At 51.9% G+C, this 21,145-nt stretch carries 17 protein-coding genes; 5 read left to right on the plus strand and 12 right to left on the minus strand.

Annotation, left to right across the window (positions count from 1 at the left end; all coding sequences use genetic code 11):
* Positions 1-396 precede the first annotated feature (396 nt).
* Positions 397-3,174 carry a flavocytochrome c gene (locus IV433_RS18210; RefSeq protein ID WP_195815337.1) on the plus strand — a complete coding sequence of 926 codons (2,778 nt, stop codon included), beginning with the start codon at positions 397-399 and terminating at the stop codon, positions 3,172-3,174.
* Positions 3,175-3,948: 774 nt separating this feature from the next.
* Positions 3,949-6,264 (plus strand): molybdopterin-dependent oxidoreductase, encoded by a 2,316-nt coding sequence (locus tag IV433_RS18215; protein WP_195815338.1) that lies wholly within the window; start codon positions 3,949-3,951, stop codon positions 6,262-6,264.
* Between the two features lie 17 nt (positions 6,265-6,281).
* Here IV433_RS18215 and IV433_RS18220 read toward each other — a convergent pair whose 3' ends face one another.
* Complete coding sequence (locus tag IV433_RS18220; RefSeq protein ID WP_195815339.1) at positions 6,282-7,169, minus strand: LysR family transcriptional regulator; 888 nt, start codon at positions 7,167-7,169, stop codon at positions 6,282-6,284.
* 104 nt (positions 7,170-7,273) lie between these two features.
* On the opposite strand from IV433_RS18220, the gene IV433_RS18225 reads away from it, so the two are divergent.
* Positions 7,274-7,906, plus strand: coding sequence for an NADPH-dependent F420 reductase (locus tag IV433_RS18225; RefSeq protein WP_195815340.1), 633 nt, complete (start codon positions 7,274-7,276; stop codon positions 7,904-7,906).
* 86 nt (positions 7,907-7,992) lie between these two features.
* Here IV433_RS18225 and IV433_RS18230 read toward each other — a convergent pair whose 3' ends face one another.
* The 10 genes from IV433_RS18230 to IV433_RS18275 form a co-directional block, all read right to left on the minus strand.
* The gene (locus tag IV433_RS18230; protein ID WP_195815341.1) at positions 7,993-8,472 is read right to left on the minus strand and encodes an Hcp family type VI secretion system effector; all 480 of its coding nucleotides are present in this window, start codon (positions 8,470-8,472) and stop codon (positions 7,993-7,995) included.
* Positions 8,473-8,740: 268 nt separating this feature from the next.
* Complete coding sequence (locus IV433_RS18235; protein WP_195815342.1) at positions 8,741-9,394, minus strand: hypothetical protein; 654 nt, start codon at positions 9,392-9,394, stop codon at positions 8,741-8,743.
* Between the two features lie 763 nt (positions 9,395-10,157).
* Positions 10,158-10,835, minus strand: coding sequence for a DUF1989 domain-containing protein (locus tag IV433_RS18240; protein WP_195815343.1), 678 nt, complete (start codon positions 10,833-10,835; stop codon positions 10,158-10,160).
* 14 nt (positions 10,836-10,849) lie between these two features.
* Positions 10,850-11,515 carry an amino acid ABC transporter permease gene (locus IV433_RS18245; RefSeq protein ID WP_195815344.1) on the minus strand — a complete coding sequence of 222 codons (666 nt, stop codon included), beginning with the start codon at positions 11,513-11,515 and terminating at the stop codon, positions 10,850-10,852.
* Positions 11,515-12,168, minus strand: coding sequence for an amino acid ABC transporter permease (locus IV433_RS18250; RefSeq protein ID WP_195815345.1), 654 nt, complete (start codon positions 12,166-12,168; stop codon positions 11,515-11,517). Before IV433_RS18250 ends, IV433_RS18245 begins: the two co-directional genes overlap by 1 nt.
* Before the next feature lie 3 nt (positions 12,169-12,171).
* Complete coding sequence (locus IV433_RS18255) at positions 12,172-12,819, minus strand: urea carboxylase-associated family protein (RefSeq protein ID WP_195815346.1); 648 nt, start codon at positions 12,817-12,819, stop codon at positions 12,172-12,174.
* The gene (locus tag IV433_RS18260; RefSeq protein ID WP_195815347.1) at positions 12,803-13,432 is read right to left on the minus strand and encodes a DUF1989 domain-containing protein; all 630 of its coding nucleotides are present in this window, start codon (positions 13,430-13,432) and stop codon (positions 12,803-12,805) included. The genes IV433_RS18255 and IV433_RS18260 overlap by 17 nt, the downstream gene beginning before the upstream one ends.
* A gap of 3 nt (positions 13,433-13,435) precedes the next feature.
* Positions 13,436-14,272, minus strand: coding sequence for a transporter substrate-binding domain-containing protein (locus IV433_RS18265; protein WP_195815348.1), 837 nt, complete (start codon positions 14,270-14,272; stop codon positions 13,436-13,438).
* Between the two features lie 250 nt (positions 14,273-14,522).
* Positions 14,523-15,374: a MurR/RpiR family transcriptional regulator gene (locus IV433_RS18270; protein ID WP_195815349.1), complete on the minus strand. Its 852-nt coding sequence runs from the start codon at positions 15,372-15,374 to the stop codon at positions 14,523-14,525.
* Positions 15,375-16,153: 779 nt separating this feature from the next.
* Positions 16,154-16,792, minus strand: a complete 639-nt coding sequence (locus tag IV433_RS18275) for an NAD(P)H-dependent oxidoreductase (protein ID WP_195815350.1) — start codon at positions 16,790-16,792, stop codon at positions 16,154-16,156.
* Between the two features lie 619 nt (positions 16,793-17,411).
* Here IV433_RS18275 and IV433_RS18280 point away from each other — a divergent pair.
* The gene (locus IV433_RS18280) at positions 17,412-18,026 is read left to right on the plus strand and encodes a helix-turn-helix transcriptional regulator (RefSeq protein ID WP_195815351.1); all 615 of its coding nucleotides are present in this window, start codon (positions 17,412-17,414) and stop codon (positions 18,024-18,026) included.
* 42 nt (positions 18,027-18,068) lie between these two features.
* Here IV433_RS18280 and IV433_RS18285 read toward each other — a convergent pair whose 3' ends face one another.
* Entirely contained in the window at positions 18,069-18,653 is a 585-nt protein-coding gene (locus tag IV433_RS18285; RefSeq protein WP_195815352.1) for a hypothetical protein, read from the minus strand.
* 1,235 nt (positions 18,654-19,888) lie between these two features.
* Between IV433_RS18285 and IV433_RS18290 the strand changes: the two genes are divergently transcribed.
* Positions 19,889-21,115 carry a TolC family outer membrane protein gene (locus tag IV433_RS18290; RefSeq protein WP_229893485.1) on the plus strand — a complete coding sequence of 409 codons (1,227 nt, stop codon included), beginning with the start codon at positions 19,889-19,891 and terminating at the stop codon, positions 21,113-21,115.
* Positions 21,116-21,145: the final 30 nt, after the last annotated feature.

Genomic DNA, 21,145 nt, shown 5'->3' on the forward strand with positions numbered 1-21,145 from the left:
CACTGTAAGTTGTGTGGTTATTTTTTGGCAAAAAGTCCTGCTAATGAGAATGTAGAGTAAAATTTCACAAAATCCAGTTTCCAGACTCAACCTGCTGATTTATCAGGTGAGATTTTTTATGTTAATCAAAAGTTGATTTTTGTCAATCGCTCGATAACAATTGGAGATGGTATTTGGTTTAATGTCGGGTAAATAAACAACTCCTGTTCCCTCGAACGTTATAACGACCCACATCGCCCTTTTCTTTATTCGCACAAACAGAAAAGTAAACACAAAAGTAAACAGAAAATCAGACCGATTTTTTTAAATTCATCACCTGCATCGGATTGCTTAATTTAACGGTAAGTAATGCGGCCACGGAAAATTCAAGACTTTTAAATTGCGGAGTTGATCAACATGAATAAGCTCACCCCGGTCCTTAAGCCACTGACGCTGCCGAACGGCGCGGTGCTGAAAAACCGCCTGCTCATGGCGCCAATGACCACCTGTACGGGCTTTTACGACGGTACAGTCACCAGCGAACTGGTGGAATATTACCGCGACCGCGCCGGCAGCATCGGGACCGTCATCGTTGAGTGTTGCTTCATTGATCGTTTAGGCCCGGCGTTTCCGGGCGCGATTGCCATCGACAGCGACAACAAAATTCCCGGCCTGAAAAAAATTGCGGACGCCATCAAATCCAAAGGGTCGAAAGCGATTCTGCAGATTTATCACGGCGGACGTATGGTCGAACCTGAACTGATCGGTGGCCGTACGCCGGTTGCGCCGAGTGCTATCGCCGCGCCGCGTGAAGGTGCTACCACACCGAAAGAACTGACCGGCGAAGAAGTGGAAACCATGATCACCAAATTTGGTGATGCCGTGAACCGTGCGATTAAAGCCGGATTCGACGGCGTGGAAATTCACGGCGCGAACACGTATCTGATTCAGCAGTTCTATTCCCCGAACTCCAACCAGCGCACTGATAAATGGGGCGGCGACCGCGACAAACGCGCGCTGTTCCCGATGGAAGTGCTGGAAATCACCCATAAAATGGCGAAACGCTTCGCCGACGCCTCCTTTATTATCGGCTACCGTTTCTCGCCGGAAGAGCTGGAAGTGCCCGGCATCCGTTTCGACGACACGATGTACTTGCTGGAAAAACTCGCCGCGCGCGGGCTGGATTACGTGCATTTCTCCGTCGGCCAGCTGCTGCGTCCTTCTATTGTCGATACTCAGGACCCGACGCCGCTTATCACGAAATTCCGCGCCATGCGTTCTGAGACGCTGGCCAAAGTGCCGGTGATTGGTGTCGGCGGTGTGGTGAATAAATCCGATGCCGAAAGCGCTCTGGAGCACGGCTTTGATCTTGTGGCGGTGGGCAAAGCCTGCATCGCGTACCCGGACTGGGCTGACCGCATCATCAATAACGATCACCTTGAGCTGTACATCGACAGCCACAAACGTGAAGAGCTGAATATTCCGGAACCGCTGTGGCGCTTCTCGCTGGTCGACGCCATGATCCGCGACACCAGCGTCACTGGCCGTAAATATAAGGCCGGTGTTTATCAGGAGAAAGTCGAAGCCGAAGCGCTGAAACTGAAAATCAACGTGGTGCTCGACACCGACCGTATTACCGATATTCAGCTGGTCAAAGACGACTCGCTGGACGTCGATTTCACCACCACGTTTGAAAGCCTGCGTACCCGCATGCTGGTTGCCAACAGCCCGCACGTTGATGCGATTACCGGCGCAACCACGCAGAGTGAGGCACTGAAAAAAGCCGTTTCACGCGCCATGACGACCTCGAACAAAGAACACGTCATTGATGAAGGCGGCAACCCGCAGGCACCGCAAAACTTTGATGTTGTGGTCATCGGCAGCGGCGGCGCAGGGCTGGCGGCAGCAATTCAGGCACACGACGACGGCGCGCATGTGGTGATTATCGAAAAAATGCCAACCATTGGCGGCAACACCATCAAGGCCTCCGTCGGGATGAACGCGGCAGAAACCCGCTTCCAGAAACTCAAAGGTATCGAAGACAGCAAAGACCTGTTCTATGACGAAACGCTGAAAGGCGGGAAGTTTAAAAACAATCCGGTCCTGCTGCGCGAATTTGTTGAACTGGCACCGGAAGCCATCGAATGGCTGGCGGCGAAAGAGATCGAACTTAACGATATCACCATCACCGGCGGGATGAGCATCGACCGCACGCACCGTCCGGCGGACCGTTCTGCGGTGGGCGGATTCCTCATCAGCGGTCTGGTGAAAAACATCAACAAACGCGAAATCGAAGTCCTGCTGGAAACGTCTGTTTCGGAAATCCTGTTCGAAAACGGCGCTGTCTCCGGCGTGCAGGTGGTCGATGAATACAACGACACCCGCATCCTGAATGCGAAAAGCGTGATCGTTGCCACCGGTGGGTTCAGCGCCAACCGTAATATGGTGGTGAGCTACCGTCCGGATCTCGACGGTTTCGTGACGACCAACCACGCAGGCGCCACCGGCAGCGGCATCGCGATGCTGCAAAAACTGGGCGCAGATACCGTGGACATGGGCGAAATCCAGATCCACCCGACGGTTGAACAAACCACGTCGTACCTGATTTCCGAAGCCATTCGCGGCGGCGGGGCGATTCTGGTCAGTCAGGGGGGTCACCGTTTCTACAATGAAATGGAAACCCGCGACAAAGTCTCCGCCGAAATTATTGCTCTGCCGGAGAAAAGCGCGTGGATTATCTTCGATGAGCAGGTGCGGGCAAATAACAAAGCGGCGGATGAATACATCGCTAAAGGGTTTGTGCTCAGCGCGCCGACACCGCAGGAACTGGCCGTCAAACTGAACATGGATCCTCAGGTACTGGCCGACACGCTGGAACGCTACAACCTGTTCGTGGTCGCGAAAAAAGACGAAGACTTTGGCCGTACGACTGCGCTGCGTCACCCGCTCAATCAGGGGCCGTTCTTTGCGATCCGCATCGCACCGGGCGTTCACCACACCATGGGCGGCGTCACCATCAACCCGGACACCGCGGTTCTGGATGCCCAGAAACAAATCATCCCGGGCGCCTGGGCCGCCGGTGAAGTCGTGGGCGGTATCCACGGCGCAAACCGGATTGGCGGTAACGCTGTGGCCGATATCATCATCTTTGGCACCCTGGCGGGGAGGAAGGCGACGGCGTTTTCAAAAGGATAAACATCGCGCTGTGCGCATAAGCGTGGGACTGACCGAGAAAATTTCGGTTTCTCAATTGCAGTGATCGCTCAGCGGCTGACGCCGAAACCGACCAAAGAGGCCCAGGACGGGGCCTCTTTGGAATCTCCACGTCTTTTCAACACGCGCTATCGCTGGGTCGATGGACATGTTCTGACGCACCGACGCGTGGCGCGAAATCTTGCCGCTACGCGGTGCCTTCATTTCGGTCTTCGAGCCATAGGTCTCGAAACGCTCATTCAGCAAAATTTTTGAGCGCGCCAGTTCACCTTTTTAGAAGATTAAAACCAGTCTGCATTTGAATTTAGATAAGCCATTGGCCGCTTTCAAAAATCACGCTGGAAGGAGAGGTGGAAAACCGCGTATTTTTTTCGCGCGGTTTGTAATCCGACTGGAAGGCACCGCGCAGCGGCGGGATTTTGCGGCACTAGCCGTAGTTACTGAAACATAGCCAGCGAGCGATAGCGCGCAGTAAAAGAGCCGGAGATTCTTAAGAGGCGCGGCGACAGGCGCCTCTTAAGGCCAGTTTGGGTGGCAACCCAAGGTCTTGATTTTGACCTGAAGCCAGTTTGGGTGGCAACCCAAGGTCTTGATGTTCGGGTCGCAGACCCAAAACCCCACCCCACGCCCAGCCAACTCCCTCATAACGTTATGATAAAAATAGCATTAACACCGATCGCGTAGCGAACACGTTACCGGCATGTTAATGTGCGTTTTTGCCTGCCAATTTTTGCCAATAATAAAAGCCTGCTAATAATGAAAAACAATCACGATCTGGCCGTTATGCACTGGGGGACGTACCGCGTCACCACCGATGACGGTGTTTTGAAATCTGTTAAACCGGTGGAATGGGATCGCAACCCATCCGAAATCGGCCAGTCGCTGGTCGGTGGCGTCGACGGTGAAAGCCGTATCCGCCGCCCCGCGGTGCGCCTCGGCTATTTACAACACGGCGCGGCCTCACGTGAAGGGCGCGGGAAAGAGCCGTTTGTGGAAGTCAGCTGGGACACCGCGTTATCGCTTATCGCAGGCGAGCTTCAGCGGGTGAAAACCGAACACGGCAATTCCGCGTTTTATGCCGGTTCCTACGGCTGGTCGAGCGCCGGGCGTTTCCATCACGCACAAAGCCAGATGCACCGGTTCTTCAACCAGTTTGGCGGCTACACCGGCAGCACCAATACATACAGCCTGGCCGCTGCCGAGCGTTTGTTACCGCACATCATCGGCGATCTGGATGTCCTGCAAAAACAACACACGCACTGGTCGGTTCTGGCCGGAAACTGCGAGCTGTTTGTCGCCTTTGGCGGCCTGCCGTGGCGCAATGCACAGGTTAACGGCGGCGGCGCGAACGATCACTCCCTGAAATACTGGCTCCAGACCATGGAGCAAACGGGTACGCGCTTTATCAACGTCAGCCCGGTGAAAAACGATCTGTCATCTGTGAAATCCGCGCAGTGGATCTCCCTCAAACCGGGCAGCGATACCGCGCTGCTGCTGGCGCTGAGCTACGTTCTGATCGACGAATCCCGCTATAACGCCGGTTTTGTTGCCAGCCATACCGTCGGATTTGACACCTGGCGCGACTACCTGACCGGCGCGAAAGACGGCAAAGCCAAAACGCCGGAATGGGCAGAATCCCTGACCGGTATGAGCGCGGAAAGCATCCGTGCGCTGGCGCGGGAGATGTCGGAAAAGCGCACGATGATCAACATCGCGTGGTCATTGCAGCGGGCAAGGCAGGGCGAACAGACCTTCTGGGCGACGGTGGCGCTGGCGTCACTGCTCGGGCAAATCGGTACGCCGGGCGGCGGGCTGGGTTTTGCCTATGCCTCGACCAATCTCGCCGGTTCCGACCGCCGCACCTTCTCCGGCCCGCGTTTGCCGATGGGCAAAAATGCGGTGAGCGAACATATTCCGGTTGCACGGCTTTCCGACATGCTGCTCAGTCCGGGCGCGGAATATCAGTTTGACGGCAAAAATTGCCGGTATCCGCATATCCGCGTGGTGTACTGGGCGGGCGGCAATGCGTTTCACCATCATCAGGACATCAACCGGCTGATCAACGCCTGGCGTAAACCGGACACCGTCGTGGTTCACGAACAGTACTGGACGGCGCAGGCGAAATTCGCAGATATCGTGTTGCCAGTGACGACATCGCTTGAACGTGAAGACATCGGCAGCGCCAGCAATGACGGCTTTATGATTGCCATGCGTCAGCATATTCCGCCGTTTGCAGAGGCAAAAAGTGACTACGGAATTTTAGCCGAACTGGCCGCAAAAATGGGCTTTGGCGAGGAGTTCAGCGAAGGGCGCGACCCGGCACAATGGCTGCGCCATATCTATGAAATTTCGCGTCCGCGTGCCGAAGCTGACGGCATCGAACTGCCTGACTTTGAAGATTTCTGGCAGCAGGGAAAAATGGAATATGCCCGCCCGGACACACCGCAGATCTTCCTGAAAGCGTTCCGCGATAACCCGCAAGGCGCGCCACTCGCCACGCCATCGGGCAAAATCGAACTGTTTTCGCAGACCGTCGCCGACTTTGATTACGAAGAATGTCCCGGTTTTCCGTTCTGGTTTGAACAGGATGCGCAGGAACAGCAGGCCTTCAGCGCCCGCTGGCCGCTGCATCTGCTTTCCAGCCAGCCACGCACGCGTCTGCACAGCCAGTACGATCACGGTGCCGTCAGCCGCAGTACCAAAGTGCAGGATCGCGAACCCTTGTGGTTACACCCGCAGGACGCCGCTGCGCGCGGCATCACAGAAGGCAGCATCGTGCGCGTCTTTAACGATCGCGGGGCGATTTTAGCGGGCGTGCATATCACGGAAGATTTACGTCCCGGCGTGGTGCAGATGTCCACGGGGGCCTGGTATGACCCGCAGGATCCGACGCAGCCGGATTCAATCGATAAGCACGGCAATCCTAACGTTCTGACAGAAGATCGCGGGAGTTCGCGCCTCGGTCAGGGGTGTACCGCGCAAAGTTGCTGGATAGAGATCGAGCGATGGGATGTGCCACTGCCGGATGTGACGGCGTTTCAGCCCCCGGCTTTTGTCGCGGCGGATTCGTAAAGCGGTAAAGGCGCGGTTCAGCCAAATGCCTCTTTAATCGCATTAATAAAGCAGCGGATTTTCACAGTTTGCCGCAGCCCGGCCGGTGTCAGAACATGCATCGGCCGGGAAGGGCCGGTGTAATCCGGCAAAATCTGCACCAGCCGTCCTTGCGTAATTTCCTCATTGAGCACATCTTCCGGCCCCAGCGTCACGCCGTAACCTTTGACTGCCGCATGCAACAAGGCCCGCCAGTCATTGGCGCGTAAACGCCCGGTGGGGTGGACTTCATGGGTTTTTCCGTCCTTGCTGAATATCCAGCGGCACGGATCCTGTGGCGGCCAGATCCCGTAAACCAGACACGAATGCTGCGCCAGACTGGCAGGCGTATCCGGCACACCGTGTTGCGCCAGATAGCCCGGCGAAGCGCAGGCAATCAGCCGGTAGGGCCGCAGCGGGCTGGCAATCATCGGGCCGTCGCTGAGTTCGCCAATGCGCAAAATCACCTCATAACCTTCCTCGACCGGATCGACCATCCGGTCGGTCAGCGTCAGCTCGACCTGCGTTTCCGGGAATTTATCCAGATATTGCGTAATAAAAGGCGCGAGCGCAGAAGACCCGAACGTCACCGGCGCATTCACGCGGATAACGCCGGACGGTGTGGCTTTCATCTCCAGCGCAATCGCATCGGCGGCTTCCGCCTCGGCCAGCACCAGTTTGCAGCGTTCATAATAGCTTCGGCCAATATCGGTGAGATGCTGACGGCGCGTGGTCCGGTTGATCAGCACGGTGCCCAGCCGCGTTTCGAGCCGGGCAATGTGCTTCGCCACCATCTGCGGAGAGATCCGTAATGCCTCCGCAGCGGCGGCAAAAGAGCCCAGTTCGGACGTCCTGACGAACACATTCATGCTGGTTAACCGGTCCATGATTCGCTCCTTTTTGTTGTTTGTTTGTGTCGAAGACGACGATTTATCAACGCTGAGTATCGAATTATTCTTTATCTTTCTGCAACGAAATGAAAGGTGAAATCGTGAAAATAGGCATTATTGGCGCGGGGTTTGTCGGCCGCGCAGTCGCCAGACTGGCACTCAAAGCGGGGCATCAGGTGATGCTGAGTAATTCACGCGGGCCGCAGACATTGTTCAGCCTGAAACCTATGATTGGTTGTGAAATCGGGACTGCCACGGAAGCCGCCATTTTCGGTGATATCGTGGTGATTGCCGTGCCGCTGACCGCCATCGGGCAATTACCGGCCGCCGAACTCACCGGAAAGCAGGTTATCGACGCCGTAAATTACTACCCTGATCGCGACGGTCAGGTGCCCGAACTGGATAACCACACGACAACCACCAGCGAATATCTCGCCGGTTTCCTGCCGGGCGCGACCATCACCAAAGCGTTTAACTCGATTCGGATGACCGATCTTGAAAACGAAGGCTTACTCGCCAGAGACCCGCAACGCCGTGCACTGCCGCTGGCCGGTGACAACACCGAAACGAAAAAACTTGTGGCCGGTTTGTACGATGCCTTTGGTTTCGACGCCGTCGATGCCGGTTCGCTCTCCGAAGGCTGGCGCTTCGAACGCGGCACGCCGACGTATTGTGTGCTGATGTCGAAAGAAGAACTGAAGGTTGGGCTGGAGGGGACGAGGAGGGACGTGTAGTAATACAGATATTAAAGCCCGGATGGATGGCCGGGCTTTGATTATCTGAGTGAGGTAGCCATATCTTTTTTTGAATAACTTTTTGTCTATACGGTTGTATGTCCATTCCAAGAATCTTTGTGTATTATATTACCGTTACAATGTTTCCATGTAATTGATTCATAACGTAATTGAATGTTTTCTAAATGTGTTCCTGTCATTCCACCGGGGAACAGATTCGGAGTAATTGCTGTTAATTTTATATTTTCCAAAATAATATTGAAGTATTCGCTTTCTATCCCGGCATCCATGATTTGATACATTTTAAGAATTGCTGATTTGAGCGTTAACCCATTCGTTAAGGCCCGATACAGAAAAGGAGTTACTCTGTCAAATTCCTTTTGTAGTGTAATCGGTTCATGAACTCGGGTGCCTGTTAATCTTCCTGTGTGCGCATCCGCAGGAATATGCATATTATGACTCAGCGACTTTATCTCAATTGAGCCAATTCTCCCTGTCACTAACGACTCTCCCACAATTGGAGAACCATTTTCGTCATTTAACCAAAGATAAACTGGATTTGACATGCGAGAACCTTTTTAAGTGAATTGTGATGTTTTTCAATTTTTCCCGAAAGACCTATCAATGATATTATATAATCCGTATAGAAAGACTAGCCAAAGAGCCATGCCAATAAACTTCGCAGGCCATGGTTCTAGCTTCATAATGCACAGTAGCGAACCTATTATTACCAGCAAGGGATATAAAAACTCCAGAGCGTAGTAAACTAAAAACGCCAAAATTTTTTTGAATGCGTTAAGCACGATTTTGGCAGTTTTAAAAAATGGCTGATTATTATGCATCCAGTTTTATCCTCAATTTTTCCATTATTTTTCTGAATGCAGGCGCTCCCTGTGTAACGCGAACTTGTATCGCATCAACGAAGGGTTGTGTAGAGGCTTCGAACAGGAAATAAAGAAGATCGTAATTTCTTAGCCTTAGCGTTTTGTATACGTCAGGGCTCTGTTGCTCCAGTCTTTCTGACGTTCGTATCGAACGTTCCATCATGCCGCCGATGAGCAGAACACCGGTCAGCGCGGCTATGGGTCTTGATTTAAAAGTAGCTGTTATAAAAGAAACTCGCTCCAGTACGGCGGCGGCTATAATCGATATTATTGTATTGGTTCCCATCCTCCCAATGATTGAAGCGATGACATTACGATACACTTTATCTTGCTCTGATTCAGAGAGATATTTATTGAATGAATTAAATATCATGCTTACAGCATTGATTATGTTTTCATAATTCAGAATGTCATTTTTAATGGCATCAGCCATTCTTATTCTGGTGGTTTCGTGTTTGTAGCGGGAATCTGTATCAAAAACCCCATACACCAGATACCCGAAATCGAGAGGGACAGTAAGTACACCATGCACTAACCCCGTGATAGTTTCTGGAGATAAAATAATTTCCGCTATCCGATCTGCTATATCATCAGTATCTGTCATGTTAGTCCATTAAACAGTAAGTTATTACATTCTTTTCTAAGCTTTCTATCGCCATTCTTTAGCACTTTCTAATACCCGCTAATATACTCCCGTGGCTAGCGTGGGTATAATGCAAAGAATCCATGCATTATGGATGATGTATAGATTTGAAAAATTATCTGTTCTTCTTAATTATGTGAGTATATATGAGGGTTTGTGCAGCGCCTGAATACAATGTCATTTTAAAGGGATTAATCTCCTCAAATCTTTATTCAATGAATTCAGAAATAAACCTTCTGATTTGAAATGCAAGCTTCATGAGTAAAGTTACAATGAGTTGATGCAAAAAAATGATATCTTGTAGTCGTTGTAAAACCCCCTCCCAGCCTCCCCCTTCGCAGGGGGAGGTGCAAATAAATATACAATTATTAAATTGTATTCCGAAAAATAACTGGCAAAAACCCCAAGCAGATCTTCCGAATTACATAGCCTCTAGCCGCTTTCAAAAATCACGCTGAAAGGAGAGGTGGAAAACCGCGACTCTTTTCGCGCGGTTTGAAACCCGAGTGAAGGGAACCGCGCAGCGGCGGGATTTTGCGGCAATAGCAGAAGTTACTGAAACATAGCCAGCAAGCGGTAGCGCGCAGTTAAAAGCGTGGGTGTCCAGAGGGCGCGCGCGTTAACGCGCCCTTTGGGCCAGTTTGGGCGGCGAGACCAAGGTCTTGATTTTGGCCTGAAGCCAGTTTGGGTGGCAACCCAGATTGTTGCCCTAATGTTTGATACCTCAAACCCCCTCCGGTACCCACGCTCCCTGTAATTTCACCTGCGGGAATCCCGCTGTCAGAATTCGCAGTTCAGCGTCGCGCGGCGTGTTATCGCCTTGCCCCTGAATGCTGACGATATCCTGCGGGCAGGCGGAGAAGGCGACATAGCAATCCATCTCAGCGCGCAGAATGATGTAATCGCCCGGACGCGTGACAACCGGCAGGGTTTTCAGCGTGCGGCCATCGGGCTGAACCTGAATATTCATGAAGATGTTAAACGACGCCAGATTGCCGTGCGGCAAATGTACGCCGAGTTCCGCCATGCCTTCGAACAGATTGTCGTGGCAGTTGCGGTGCGGTTCGGTGCAGCCGAGCAGTTCATAACGGCGTGCGTCGCAGGCGGCCATAAACGTGTCGTGGACGCCCGGCGACGTGTCGGCTACCAGCGTGAGAATCGGGTGGCGCTGGCTGGTGATAAAGCTGTCGCCGACCTGCGGATTCAGCCGCTGATTCCACACCCGCGTGGCTTCCATGCACATATATTCGCTGACATCCGCCGCGTTATACGCCCAGCAATCGACCACCTGCGTCCCGTGTAAATTCACCACCTGCACCGCTTCGCCCTTTTTCAGATGCACCGCTTTGCCGTGGCGCGCCGGAATAAGCTGGACGTCGCGATGCTCAAGATCAGCTGACATGTTTTTTCTCCTGGTTAATGTTGCATGCCGCGACGATAGCGCGTCATGCGAAATTCAATATGGCGCGCCAGCCAGTCAATCAGGCTGTTCAGCACCCAGTAACACAGCGCCACCGTGAGATAGATTTCCAGCGGCGCGTAAGTATCAGAAATCGCCTGTTTGGCGGCGTACATAAATTCCTGTACCGAAACAATCGAAAGCAGCGCCGAATCTTTAATCAGACCGATCATCAGCCCGACCAGCGGCGACAACATCTGCGGCAGCGTCTGAGGTAACACTACATCGCGCAACTGTTCGGTGCGGCTCAGCCCCAGAACCCGGCAGGCTTCCCACTGGCCGCGCGGCAACGCCTCAACGGCAGAGCGGATCACCTGAGCGATATACGGCGCGTAATACAACGTCAGCGCCAGTACGCCCACCTGAGGCGAAGTGAACGTGATGTCATATTCCGGCAACACGAAATAGAGCAGGTAAATGACGATCAACAGCGGCAGCGCCAGCGTCAGGCTGGTGTAAATACGCAGGACCCGCTGCCAGAACGGCGGGGCGCGCATTAACGCGGTTGCCATCAGCGTGCCCCACAGCAATGAACAAAATGCCGCGATGGCGCAAAGTTTGAGGGTGGCCGCCATGCCTTCGCCCAGCGACGGCAATGAGCTGAGAATCGCCTGCCAGTCCATTACGCAACCCTCCGTTTCGCTTCCAGATGGCGCACTGCGCCAATCAACGGCAGCGCAATCAGCAGATATCCCGCCGATACCAGCAGTAAAACTTGTGTCGCGTCATAGGTTCGCGCAATCACAATTTGTCCGGCGTAGGTCAGTTCCGTGAGTGCCACTACCGACGCCAGCGGGGTGGTTTTGAGCAAAATGGTGAACTCGTTGACCAGCATCGGCAGGCTGGCGCGCAGGATTTGCGGGTTAATCACAAACCACCACGTCAGCCACCGGCTCAGCCCCAGCGTGCGGGCGGCTTCGCGCTGGCCTTTAGTGACCAGACTCTGGTTCACGCGCAGGATCTCTGCGACGTACGCGCCGCTGTTCATCCCGATCGCCAGCACGGCGGCGAGCATCGGATGCCCGCCCAGCCCCAGACGTGGCAGGGTAAAAAACACCACAAAAAGCTGCACGATGGCGGGCGTGCCGCGCATCAGGCTGACATAAAGCCGCCCGAACGCGCGCCACGGCCATGCACGGCGAAGCTGGAGAAAACAGACAATCTGCCCCAGAACGATACTGAGCAGCGCCGCGAGAACGGTCAGGATCACCGTCATCAGCAGGCCATGCCCTAACTCGGGAAGTGCGGCGATCACCTGTTCACTCAGCCCCAACATGCGTTACTCCACGCCGAATGCGGACAGATTTTCCGCTACCGAAAGCCGCAGCGGCGCCGGTTTATCATTACCTTCGATGCCGGTACAGCAGGCCGACGCGATAAACAGCGTGTCCGCCACCACGCGGCAGGTGATGCTGTCGCCCGGCTGCGTACGGTTGGTTTCCGGCAGAATTTCGCCTTCACGCGTCAGACGGACGTGCATAAACAGATTGATCGGATCCGGCAGTTTCGGCACGTCCATGTTCAGCCGCGCAAGTTCGCCCTGAACGGCTTCGATGCAGCCTTCACCTTCATAACCCTGTTGTGCCAGCCATGCGCGGGTCGATCCCGGCAGCAACAGATCGTGGCGCTTCACGCTGTCTTTCCCCAGCACCATCACCGGACGGCGACGGTTATTCACCAGCCGCATCCCTGAACCGAGCAGATAGCTGTTGCTGAATACGCGGGTGTGATGCACGGAAAGCCACACGGCAGGATCGGTCAGGCTGAATCCAAACAACGACGCCACGGCACCTTCGCCCAGCGCGGTGATGCGCAGCAACTGGCCGCGCAGCACGCGGATGGAACCCGCTTCTCCGGCTTTGATTTCGACAGGCGCGGCGAGCGGACGCACGTCGCTTTCGGCCCAGGCCTCACGCATTAACAGCATGCTGAATCTCCCCGTGGTAATGATTGCTGATCTGAATATCAATCGGCGTGACCTGTAAACCGTTGCCGGGAATGATGTCCTGCGGGCAGGAAGACACGGCGCAAATCAGGTCGCACAGCGCTTCAAACACAATGCAGTCGCCCGCTTTACTGTTCGGATCCGTGACTTCCATCCGGCCATCGGCGGTCACCGGCCCGTTCTGAAACAGATTGAACGGCTCCGGCAGGCTGAAATACGTCACACCGTGCGCCTTCATACCTTCGAGCAGGTTATCCACGCAGTTGCGGTGGCCTTCTACGCCAAAATCGACACTAAACCGCGTGCGGTCGCAGGCCGGAACATTGGCATCGTGAATGCCAATCGTGTCAGCCACAATGCGCAGCATCGGGCGGTTTTCACTCGACCACAGCGCGTCGCCGGGTTTGAAGAACAGTGAGCGCAGATGCTGGCGCGTATGCACCGGCGAAAGCTTCTCGCTGAGATCGTCCGCATTCACCGCCACAAAGTCGGCGGCCTGTTGCCCCCCGGTGTCTGTGACGGTAATAAACTGGCCTTTTTTCACCTCGAAGGTTTTGCCGTGACCGGCAGGCACCGTCAGCGTTGATTGGCACATAACTTACTCCTGAGGGATGAAATCGCTGGCGGGCACGGTAAACGTGGTGCCGAGATACTGTTTTTGCAGCGCCGAAAGCTCGCCGTCTTTTTGCATCGCCAGAATGTGATCGCTGATGGCTTTGTTCAGGCTGACATCGTCCTTACGCGTGGCCCACGCCATCCACTGCGACGGCCCGGCCTCGCCGACCTGCACCACTTTATTCGGGTATTTTTTAACAATTGGCGCGAGTACCGAAATATCGTCATAAACGAAGTCGGCGCGTTTGGTCATCAGCGTGCTGACGGTCTGATCGAGCGTATCAACGCTGATAATCGTGATGGGCTTTTTGCCTTCTTTGGCCAGCGTTTCGTTAAAGCCTTTCAGCAACTGTTCCGGCACGCTGGCGCTTTTTACCGCGCCGCTCAGCCCGGAAAGATCGTCAGGCGTCAGCTTTTTGCTGCTGAATTTTTTCGCTTCGTTTTCACGCACCAGTACACCGTTGACGGTTTTGCTGTAAGGCGTGGTGAACAGCACTTTTTTGGCGCGCTCGGCGGTCACATTCAGGGAAGAACCTTCGGCATTGAATGACCCTGAAATCAGGCCAGGCAAAATGCCGCTGAACGCCGTTTTCTGAAACTCCAGTTTCACGCCGAGGTCTTTGGCGAACGATTCCATGATGGCCACGCTGTAACCGGTGATTTCGCCTTTATCGTTGGTGAACTCATAAGGCGGGAAGGTCGGGTCGATGCCGACGGTGATTTTTCCGCTGCTTTTAATGTCTGACAAAGTATCAGCCTGAGCGGCTGTTGCTGCGCCGAGCGTGAGCAAAGTGGCGATCAGCAGTGCTGTTTTTTTCATTATGGTGTTTCCCTGGTGTTGGTGAAATGTCATTCCTACCAGAGCAGATTCCGTGCCAGTTTTCTGATGGATGAACGGTAATCTCAACAGGGAACCCTTTTTTCTCAGTGAATCAATAAGAAACAAGTGTTTCTTTGTTTGCTAATTTAATTTCTAGGATTTCATATCAACCGAAAAAAAAGCGACGTCCGTAAACGCCGCCGCACTGATTTGGTGAGAAACTGCGCAGCCGGTGCGCTGTAACGGCGCATTATTCCAGCTCGTCGAGGCTCTGGTGCAGGGTTTCGATAGTGGCGAGATGGTAGCTGCCGGTTTTCCCCATACTGCGGGCGACCAGTGAGCAAAGCAGATTACAGACGCCGGAGAGGGCGACGGTGCTGTCAAAAATCAGGTTTACATCGGTGTGGCAGCGCAGCACCCAGTTGGCATGTTTCGCCGGTTTACCGGCCAGCACATCGGAGATATACAGCATCGGCACATGCATTTCGTGCAGGGCGTTCATGGCCGTTTCCAGTGCAGGCATGCGGCGGCGGAGGCCCACGCAAATCACGATATCCTGCGGGCCCAGCATGGCCAGATGTTCCGCCAGAGAATCCCCGGCACGCGGCAGCAGCTGGACATCGGGATGAATATGAACCAGATCGCGGTAAATCAGCATGGCGATGGTCTGACTGTGGCGCCAGCCCATCACCACAACGCGCCGCGCGCGGGCAATCGTCTCCACGCAGGCTTCCAGTTGCTCCGTTTCCAGCGAGCGGAACGTATTCACCAGACTGGAGACTTCTTTTTCCAGATGATTTTGTATCAATGTATCAAGGGGGGAAGCGCTGGGCACAGCCTGAAGATACAGCGGGGAGCCGCTGTTTTGCATTTCACGCGCCTGACGGCGGGCGGCATCATAACTTTCATAGCCGATATGACGGAAAAACCGCGTCGCAGTGGCTTTGGAAACCCCCGCGCTCTGCGCCAGTTCTGTTGCAGTATTCATGGCTAACTGTCCCGGCGCTGCCAGCAAGACATCGGCCAGACGCTGTTCGTGCAAAGAGAGCTGATCCCAATGCTGGCGGATACGGCCTTCTAACGATGCCGTTTTTGCGTTCATGGATGATCCCCGGAAATAAAAATCTGATCCTGCACAGAACGTGCCGGGTTGTCATCAGGTAAATGAAAGAGGGGGGATGTCGGTCAATATCAACTTCAAGGTCGTGGGCGTCGGCCCACACCGCTAAAACCTTGGGTTGCCACCCAAACTGGCCTTAAGAGGCGCCTATCGCCGCGCCCCTTGAAAATCCCGGGCTCTTTCACTGCGCGCTATCGCTTGCTGGCTATGTTTCAGCAGCCACATCTATTGCCGCAAAATCCCGCCGCTGCGCGGTTCCCTCCACTCGGGTTACAAACCGCGCAAAAAGATACGCGGTTTTCCACCTCTCGCTTTGGCGTGATTTTTGAAAGCGGCCAATGGCTGTTAGTTCGCAACCTGGCCATACCATTCATTATTTTGAAAAACGAAGAAGCATGAATATCGATTCTCTTGAATGGTGGGATGGCGCGCTCAGAAATTTTGCTGACCGAGGGTTCGAGACCGCAAGGCTCGAAGCCCGTAGGGAAGGTACCGCGCAGCGGCGAGATTTCGCGCCACCCGCGGATATGGCGGAACATGTCCATCGTCCCAGCGATAGCGCGCAGTAAAAGAGCCCGGGGGTCTTGGGGGCGGCGGCGATATGCCGCCCCCAAGTCGGTGTGGGCCGACGCCCACGACCTTGAATTTTATTTTGACTAAGGCCAGTTCGGGCGGCCACCCAAGGTTTTAGCGGTGTGGGCCGACGCCCACGACCTTGAATTTTATTTTGACTAAGGCCAGTTCGGGCAACCACCCACAGTTTACTTAATTTCAGTCACAAAATTCTCACGACTCCTGCGTACCTTCTTCAGGTTCACCAGCCAGTCGCCTTCGTGTGCGCGATAGCCGATTGGCAGAATGATCACGCTGCGCAGGTTTTTCTCTTTCAGACCGAGAATTTTATCGACGGCTGCCGGGTCAAAACCTTCCATCGGCGTGGCGTCCACTTCTTCGAAAGCGGCGGCGATTAACGCAGCGCCCAGACCGATGTAAGCCTGACGGGCGGCGGCCTGATAGTTAGCTTCGGTTCCGCGCTCAGCGACAATCCCCAGCAGCATTTTGCGATAGTTTTCCCAGCCTTCATTGACGAAACCGCGCACGTCGTTGGTCAGGTCGAACATCATGTTTACGCGTTCTTCGGTGATGTCATCCCAGGCGGCGAATACCAGCAGGTGAGAACTATCGGTAACCTGCGCCTGATTCCACGCAACGGCGCGGATTTTTTCGCGAACTTCCGGGTTAGTGACGACAAACAGCTCAAACGGTTGCAGGCCGCTTGAGGTAGGCGCAAGGCGGACGGCCTCGATGATGCGTTCAAGCTTGTCAGCCGGTACGGTTTTGGTTGGGTCGAATTTTTTAGTGGCGTAGCGCCATGCCAGTCTGTCGTTTAAGGTCGTCATCGTTTTTTCCTGAAGGATAAGTTTGGAACCGCAGGCTAATCGCCCGTGAAGTCATTTCCCCAAATACTTGCCGATATTCGCATTATCCGGTCCTTCGTGTTTTATGGATTTGAGCCCTGCCACGTCCGGATCACGTTTCTGCATGACGTGTTTCAAACATTTCGTGCTGAAAACACCAACTGATCCACAACTCAGATATTTCGCCTCATAAACTCTAAAATTCTTAGAATATTTGCAGCAAAAAACGTTTTGCGCTTGTTTGTGATCAATTTCGGCTGAAATGTGCGGATTTATTGATCAGAAGTGAGCGCGAAAAAACAATGTCAATCAGACAAAATTTTTAAAGCACGCAAAGACTATAAAGAATAAGGTTCTGACTTTGTGGGGGTATTTCAGTGAATTATTTCATCCGTCACTTGATTGATAATCAATTAATGATGAATTGTAATCAATTCATGGATTTTTATGATATGACTGTAAAAATCCTAACGAGACGCTTGAAATTCTCAAAATATCGACAGGAAAAATATCCCGAATTAAGATTGCGATGCATTCAGGGTGTCTAAGAATTTTCCCCTGAAAGGGAGATAAACGGAAAGTATTACCAACGGAATGATTAATGAAACAAACAGTGATAATTCATTCAGGTTATTATGAACGGCTGGCAATTTCGGCTGTTCTGAATCAGCTTGATTTAAAAACACATGCTTTCAGTTCACTGGCTGAATTTTACAATTCAGGAATAGGGACGGGGATCGACAGTATTATTCTCGAGGTTCAGGATGCCTCGGATGATTTCAATGCGGTCATGAAATTTATCCGGAGAATGAATTTCCTTTATATTCCCCCGCGGGTCATTGTCGTCACTAAAATTGAGCAAAATGATAAACTGGCGCAACTGTCTGATGAAAGCATTGATATGATTATCTCGGAACAGGAGGAAATCTCCGTGCTCAGGAAAATGCTTATTACCGGTGCCTCTGATTTGAATTATCAGCGGGCGATTAGCCCTTATTTTCAGCAAAAGAAAGCGACATCCGCGCAGTCTTCGCAAAAATTTTTAACGGCCACGGAATGGGAAGTTTTGATGGAAATTAAAACCATGAAGACCAATGCCAATGTTGCGCAGAAATTAGGGCGGAGCTGTAAGACGATTAGTACGCATAAGCGGAATGCGATGAAGAAGCTGGGGCTGAAAAACTCGATTGAGTTGTACAAGTACCTGATGCAATAAGCAAGATACAATAACCTGGCTTATATCAAGCCAGGCTGTGGGTCAGAGGGAGTGATTAAGCACCCGGTTGAGGTAACTGAAGAGCTCTTTAGTATTCTTCAGTTTAAGCTTTTTCATGGCGCTGTATTTATAGTAATAAAGATTCGACATGGGAATCGACGTGATTTTCTCAATATTTCTCATTGTCGGGTCTTTTGATAAGCACCGCAGCAAAATCGCTTCGTTTTTCGAGAGGAGATAATCCTCTACAAAAGGGCGTATCGCGTCGTACTTCTCGGTCAGCAGGCTGTCAAAGAAGAAGTAGCTCTTCGAGAAGGCATGCGCTTTGCATAAGTGAAAATCGGCCAGGCGGCTGTTCACAATCACATTATCGCTCAAAATAACAAACTTGCTGCTGACCAGGCTCATAGACTTCAGATTATAAATAAACTTATCGATATTAAATTCGAAACTCACTTCACCTGGTTCAATTATATAGATGTCGTAGTTCTCATTACTTCTGTCTAACGCTTCCTCCGCACTGATTTGATTGAAAGTTATGCCTTTTGGTATATGAGTTAAAGTGAATAAATGCTTTAGCCCGTTATACGTGAATGTGCATGAGTCAATAAGTGCAATGCGCATCATTAATTCATTCCTTTAAATGAACCCGCTCTCCGTAAAGAAATTGCATATGTTCGATAGTTTGCCTCTGTTATTACCATCCAATATGCCTGTGATCATAATATATATTCTGGATCCTACCGTCAATGTAACCCAAGGTTATTAATTTCTTACAATGTAATTAAATATTCTCGGATTAATCGCCTAACTCATTGAAAATCAAAATTAATCATCAATCGAGGGAGGGGTTTATGTTACCCGTTTAGGACTATTTTTCGTTTCTACATATAATACTTAAATAATCTTAGACTACTCCATAAAGCTGACGTGGTTATACATTAATCGATAAATCTATAGAGAGTTTTGACGCATCTCAAATGCATGTATGAATATTATCGTCATAGCGTCGTTGACTGATACTCATTTGCGCAGGCTACCTTCGTTTAAAAATGAAAACGAAAGCTGAGAGGGCGATCTGACATTGGGTTTGTCATACCAATATAGCGTCATTTCATGCTGCTGTCTTTGTATCCAAACAGGAACCTGAGAATGGCTTCCTGCTGGCTTTATTATTACGGCGATCTCTGAACGATAATTCTGCCAGAGCATGAAATTCTCTTAACTGTTTTCCCGATTATTATTGCGCTGTTTCTTCACCTGTAGATGAAATGATTAAGAGGAAAATTCGGGGATTTTTACTCAGAATAATCTCACCCTGGTCGCGTGTTTTTCGTCCCAAAACCGCAAAATAATGCAAATTCCCCCGCATTTATTTGTAAGGATTCCGCAAATTTCCCTAGGAAGTGACCGATTTTTGTAATGTTAATGTCGCTGTTGTAATCAAATTGCCATCCCTCAGACCATTTTTGGTTATCAGATTTTTCCCTTATGTTAGAAAAATAACATCCTGATTTTTAAGATTAATCCATACATGTCATGAATGTTTTTAATAGGAATATTCGCCCCCAATCAATGTGTTTCAAGCGGATTTGGTACTTTAGGACGGCTTTTTCTGTGTCAGGAACATTGCAATAATACCCCTGAAAGTCAGATGGGATGTGGGTTCCGGAAACTGTGCGAAGGCTGCACCAGGATGTTTCCGGCAAGGAAAATGACAGGAGTGTCAGATGAAAAATTCAATCAGAAAAGTCGCAGGAAAGTTAAGCGTTTTAACTGTATGCCTGGCTCTGCCATTTGTAACCCATGCGGATGTTACAAAAGGGGGAACTGAATGGGCCTCAGCACCTTCCCTGAGAGGGATGGAGTCTGTGGACCTGAAAACGGCGATCTTGCAGGCATTTTCCCGCAGCCCGTCGGTCACACAGCAGGCGTACCAGATGGGGATCGGCCAGGCGCAGATCCGCGAAGCGCAGAGCGCGTGGTACCCGCAGGTGGGGCTGAACGCCAATACCGGTAGCTCAACGCAGCAGGATTTCTCAAACAGCCTTAACAATGCGGCTGCGTACGGTATGACCTTGTCACAGCTGATTTACGATTTCGGCAAAACCAATGCCAGCGTGAATCAGCAGAAATCTTCTGAGGAAAGCTACCGCTACAAATTGCTGGCAACAATGTCCGACGTCGCAGAGCAAACGGCCACGGCGTATCTGGACGTGCTGAAATATCAGGAGCTTACGCAGGCGGTGGAAGAGAATATCCGCGCGCTGGAAGACGTCAGAAGAATGTCCTCTTTACGTTCTGACGCCGGGTTAACCACCCGTTCCGACGTATTGCAGGCGCAGTCGCGTATTTCCGGTATGCGCTCGACGCTGAAACAATATCAGGCGAGTTTATCCGCGGCGAAAGCACAATTGACCGCGCTCACCGGCGTGGACGCGAAATCTTATAAGCCTTTTGCCGCCGATAAATTCAGTGCGCCGGTGATGCCAAACAACATTGATTATTCCAAAATTCCGACGGTGCTTTATGCACAGGCACAAAAAGAATCCGCTTCTTATGAAGTGAGTAAAGCAAAATCTGATTATTTGCCGACGCTGAGTTTGCAGGCAAACCGTACGCGTTATGAAACCAAAAATGATCCGTACTGGAATAATCAGATTCAGTTACACGTCAGTGCGCCGCTTTATCAGGGAGGCGCGGTATCTGCGCGTGTAAGCCAGGCCGAAGGGCGGAAAAATATCGCCGGGACGGTCGTTGATCAGGCCAAGCTCGATATTCTGCAAAAAGCGTCAGTGGCTTATGCCAATTGGGCAGGAGCCGAAGGGCAGGCGCAGGCCAGCGCCGAACAATTGCAGGATTCTGTACGCTCGCGTGATGTGTACAAAAGCGAATATAAGCTTAACCAGCGCACGTTAAATGATTTGCTGAGCGTCGAACAGGATGTATTCCAGGCGAAGTTTTCACAAATCAGTGCGAAATATGACAGCGGATATTCGCTGGTAAATTACGCCACCGCCGTGAATGATTTATTACCGCAGTTGGGTATTAATCAGGGCGCGAAGCAATCTTTACCGGACTTGAAATGATTTGTTATTAAATGTTTGTCAATAAATGTT

The organism is Rahnella laticis, from assembly GCF_015644585.1.
In the GTDB taxonomy this organism is placed as follows: Bacteria; Pseudomonadota; Gammaproteobacteria; order Enterobacterales; family Enterobacteriaceae; genus Rahnella; species Rahnella laticis.

What these genes read in the sequence shown, in the direction of transcription:
- IV433_RS18255 (WP_195815346.1), bottom strand. Translation starts at nt 12,819, where the DNA reads ATGCTGTTAATGCGTGAGGCCTGGGCCGAAAGCGACGTGCGTCCGCTC.
- IV433_RS18210 (WP_195815337.1), top strand. Translation starts at nt 397, where the DNA reads ATGAATAAGCTCACCCCGGTCCTTAAGCCACTGACGCTGCCGAACGGC.
- IV433_RS18285 (WP_195815352.1), bottom strand. Translation starts at nt 18,653, where the DNA reads ATGATGCGCATTGCACTTATTGACTCATGCACATTCACGTATAACGGG.
- IV433_RS18280 (WP_195815351.1), top strand. Translation starts at nt 17,412, where the DNA reads ATGAAACAAACAGTGATAATTCATTCAGGTTATTATGAACGGCTGGCA.
- IV433_RS18215 (WP_195815338.1), top strand. Translation starts at nt 3,949, where the DNA reads ATGAAAAACAATCACGATCTGGCCGTTATGCACTGGGGGACGTACCGC.
- IV433_RS18275 (WP_195815350.1), bottom strand. Translation starts at nt 16,792, where the DNA reads ATGACGACCTTAAACGACAGACTGGCATGGCGCTACGCCACTAAAAAA.
- IV433_RS18265 (WP_195815348.1), bottom strand. Translation starts at nt 14,272, where the DNA reads ATGAAAAAAACAGCACTGCTGATCGCCACTTTGCTCACGCTCGGCGCA.
- IV433_RS18270 (WP_195815349.1), bottom strand. Translation starts at nt 15,374, where the DNA reads ATGAACGCAAAAACGGCATCGTTAGAAGGCCGTATCCGCCAGCATTGG.
- IV433_RS18235 (WP_195815342.1), bottom strand. Translation starts at nt 9,394, where the DNA reads ATGACAGATACTGATGATATAGCAGATCGGATAGCGGAAATTATTTTA.
- IV433_RS18220 (WP_195815339.1), bottom strand. Translation starts at nt 7,169, where the DNA reads ATGGACCGGTTAACCAGCATGAATGTGTTCGTCAGGACGTCCGAACTG.
- IV433_RS18260 (WP_195815347.1), bottom strand. Translation starts at nt 13,432, where the DNA reads ATGTGCCAATCAACGCTGACGGTGCCTGCCGGTCACGGCAAAACCTTC.
- IV433_RS18230 (WP_195815341.1), bottom strand. Translation starts at nt 8,472, where the DNA reads ATGTCAAATCCAGTTTATCTTTGGTTAAATGACGAAAATGGTTCTCCA.
- IV433_RS18245 (WP_195815344.1), bottom strand. Translation starts at nt 11,515, where the DNA reads ATGGACTGGCAGGCGATTCTCAGCTCATTGCCGTCGCTGGGCGAAGGC.
- IV433_RS18250 (WP_195815345.1), bottom strand. Translation starts at nt 12,168, where the DNA reads ATGTTGGGGCTGAGTGAACAGGTGATCGCCGCACTTCCCGAGTTAGGG.
- IV433_RS18290 (WP_229893485.1), top strand. Translation starts at nt 19,889, where the DNA reads ATGGAGTCTGTGGACCTGAAAACGGCGATCTTGCAGGCATTTTCCCGC.
- IV433_RS18240 (WP_195815343.1), bottom strand. Translation starts at nt 10,835, where the DNA reads ATGTCAGCTGATCTTGAGCATCGCGACGTCCAGCTTATTCCGGCGCGC.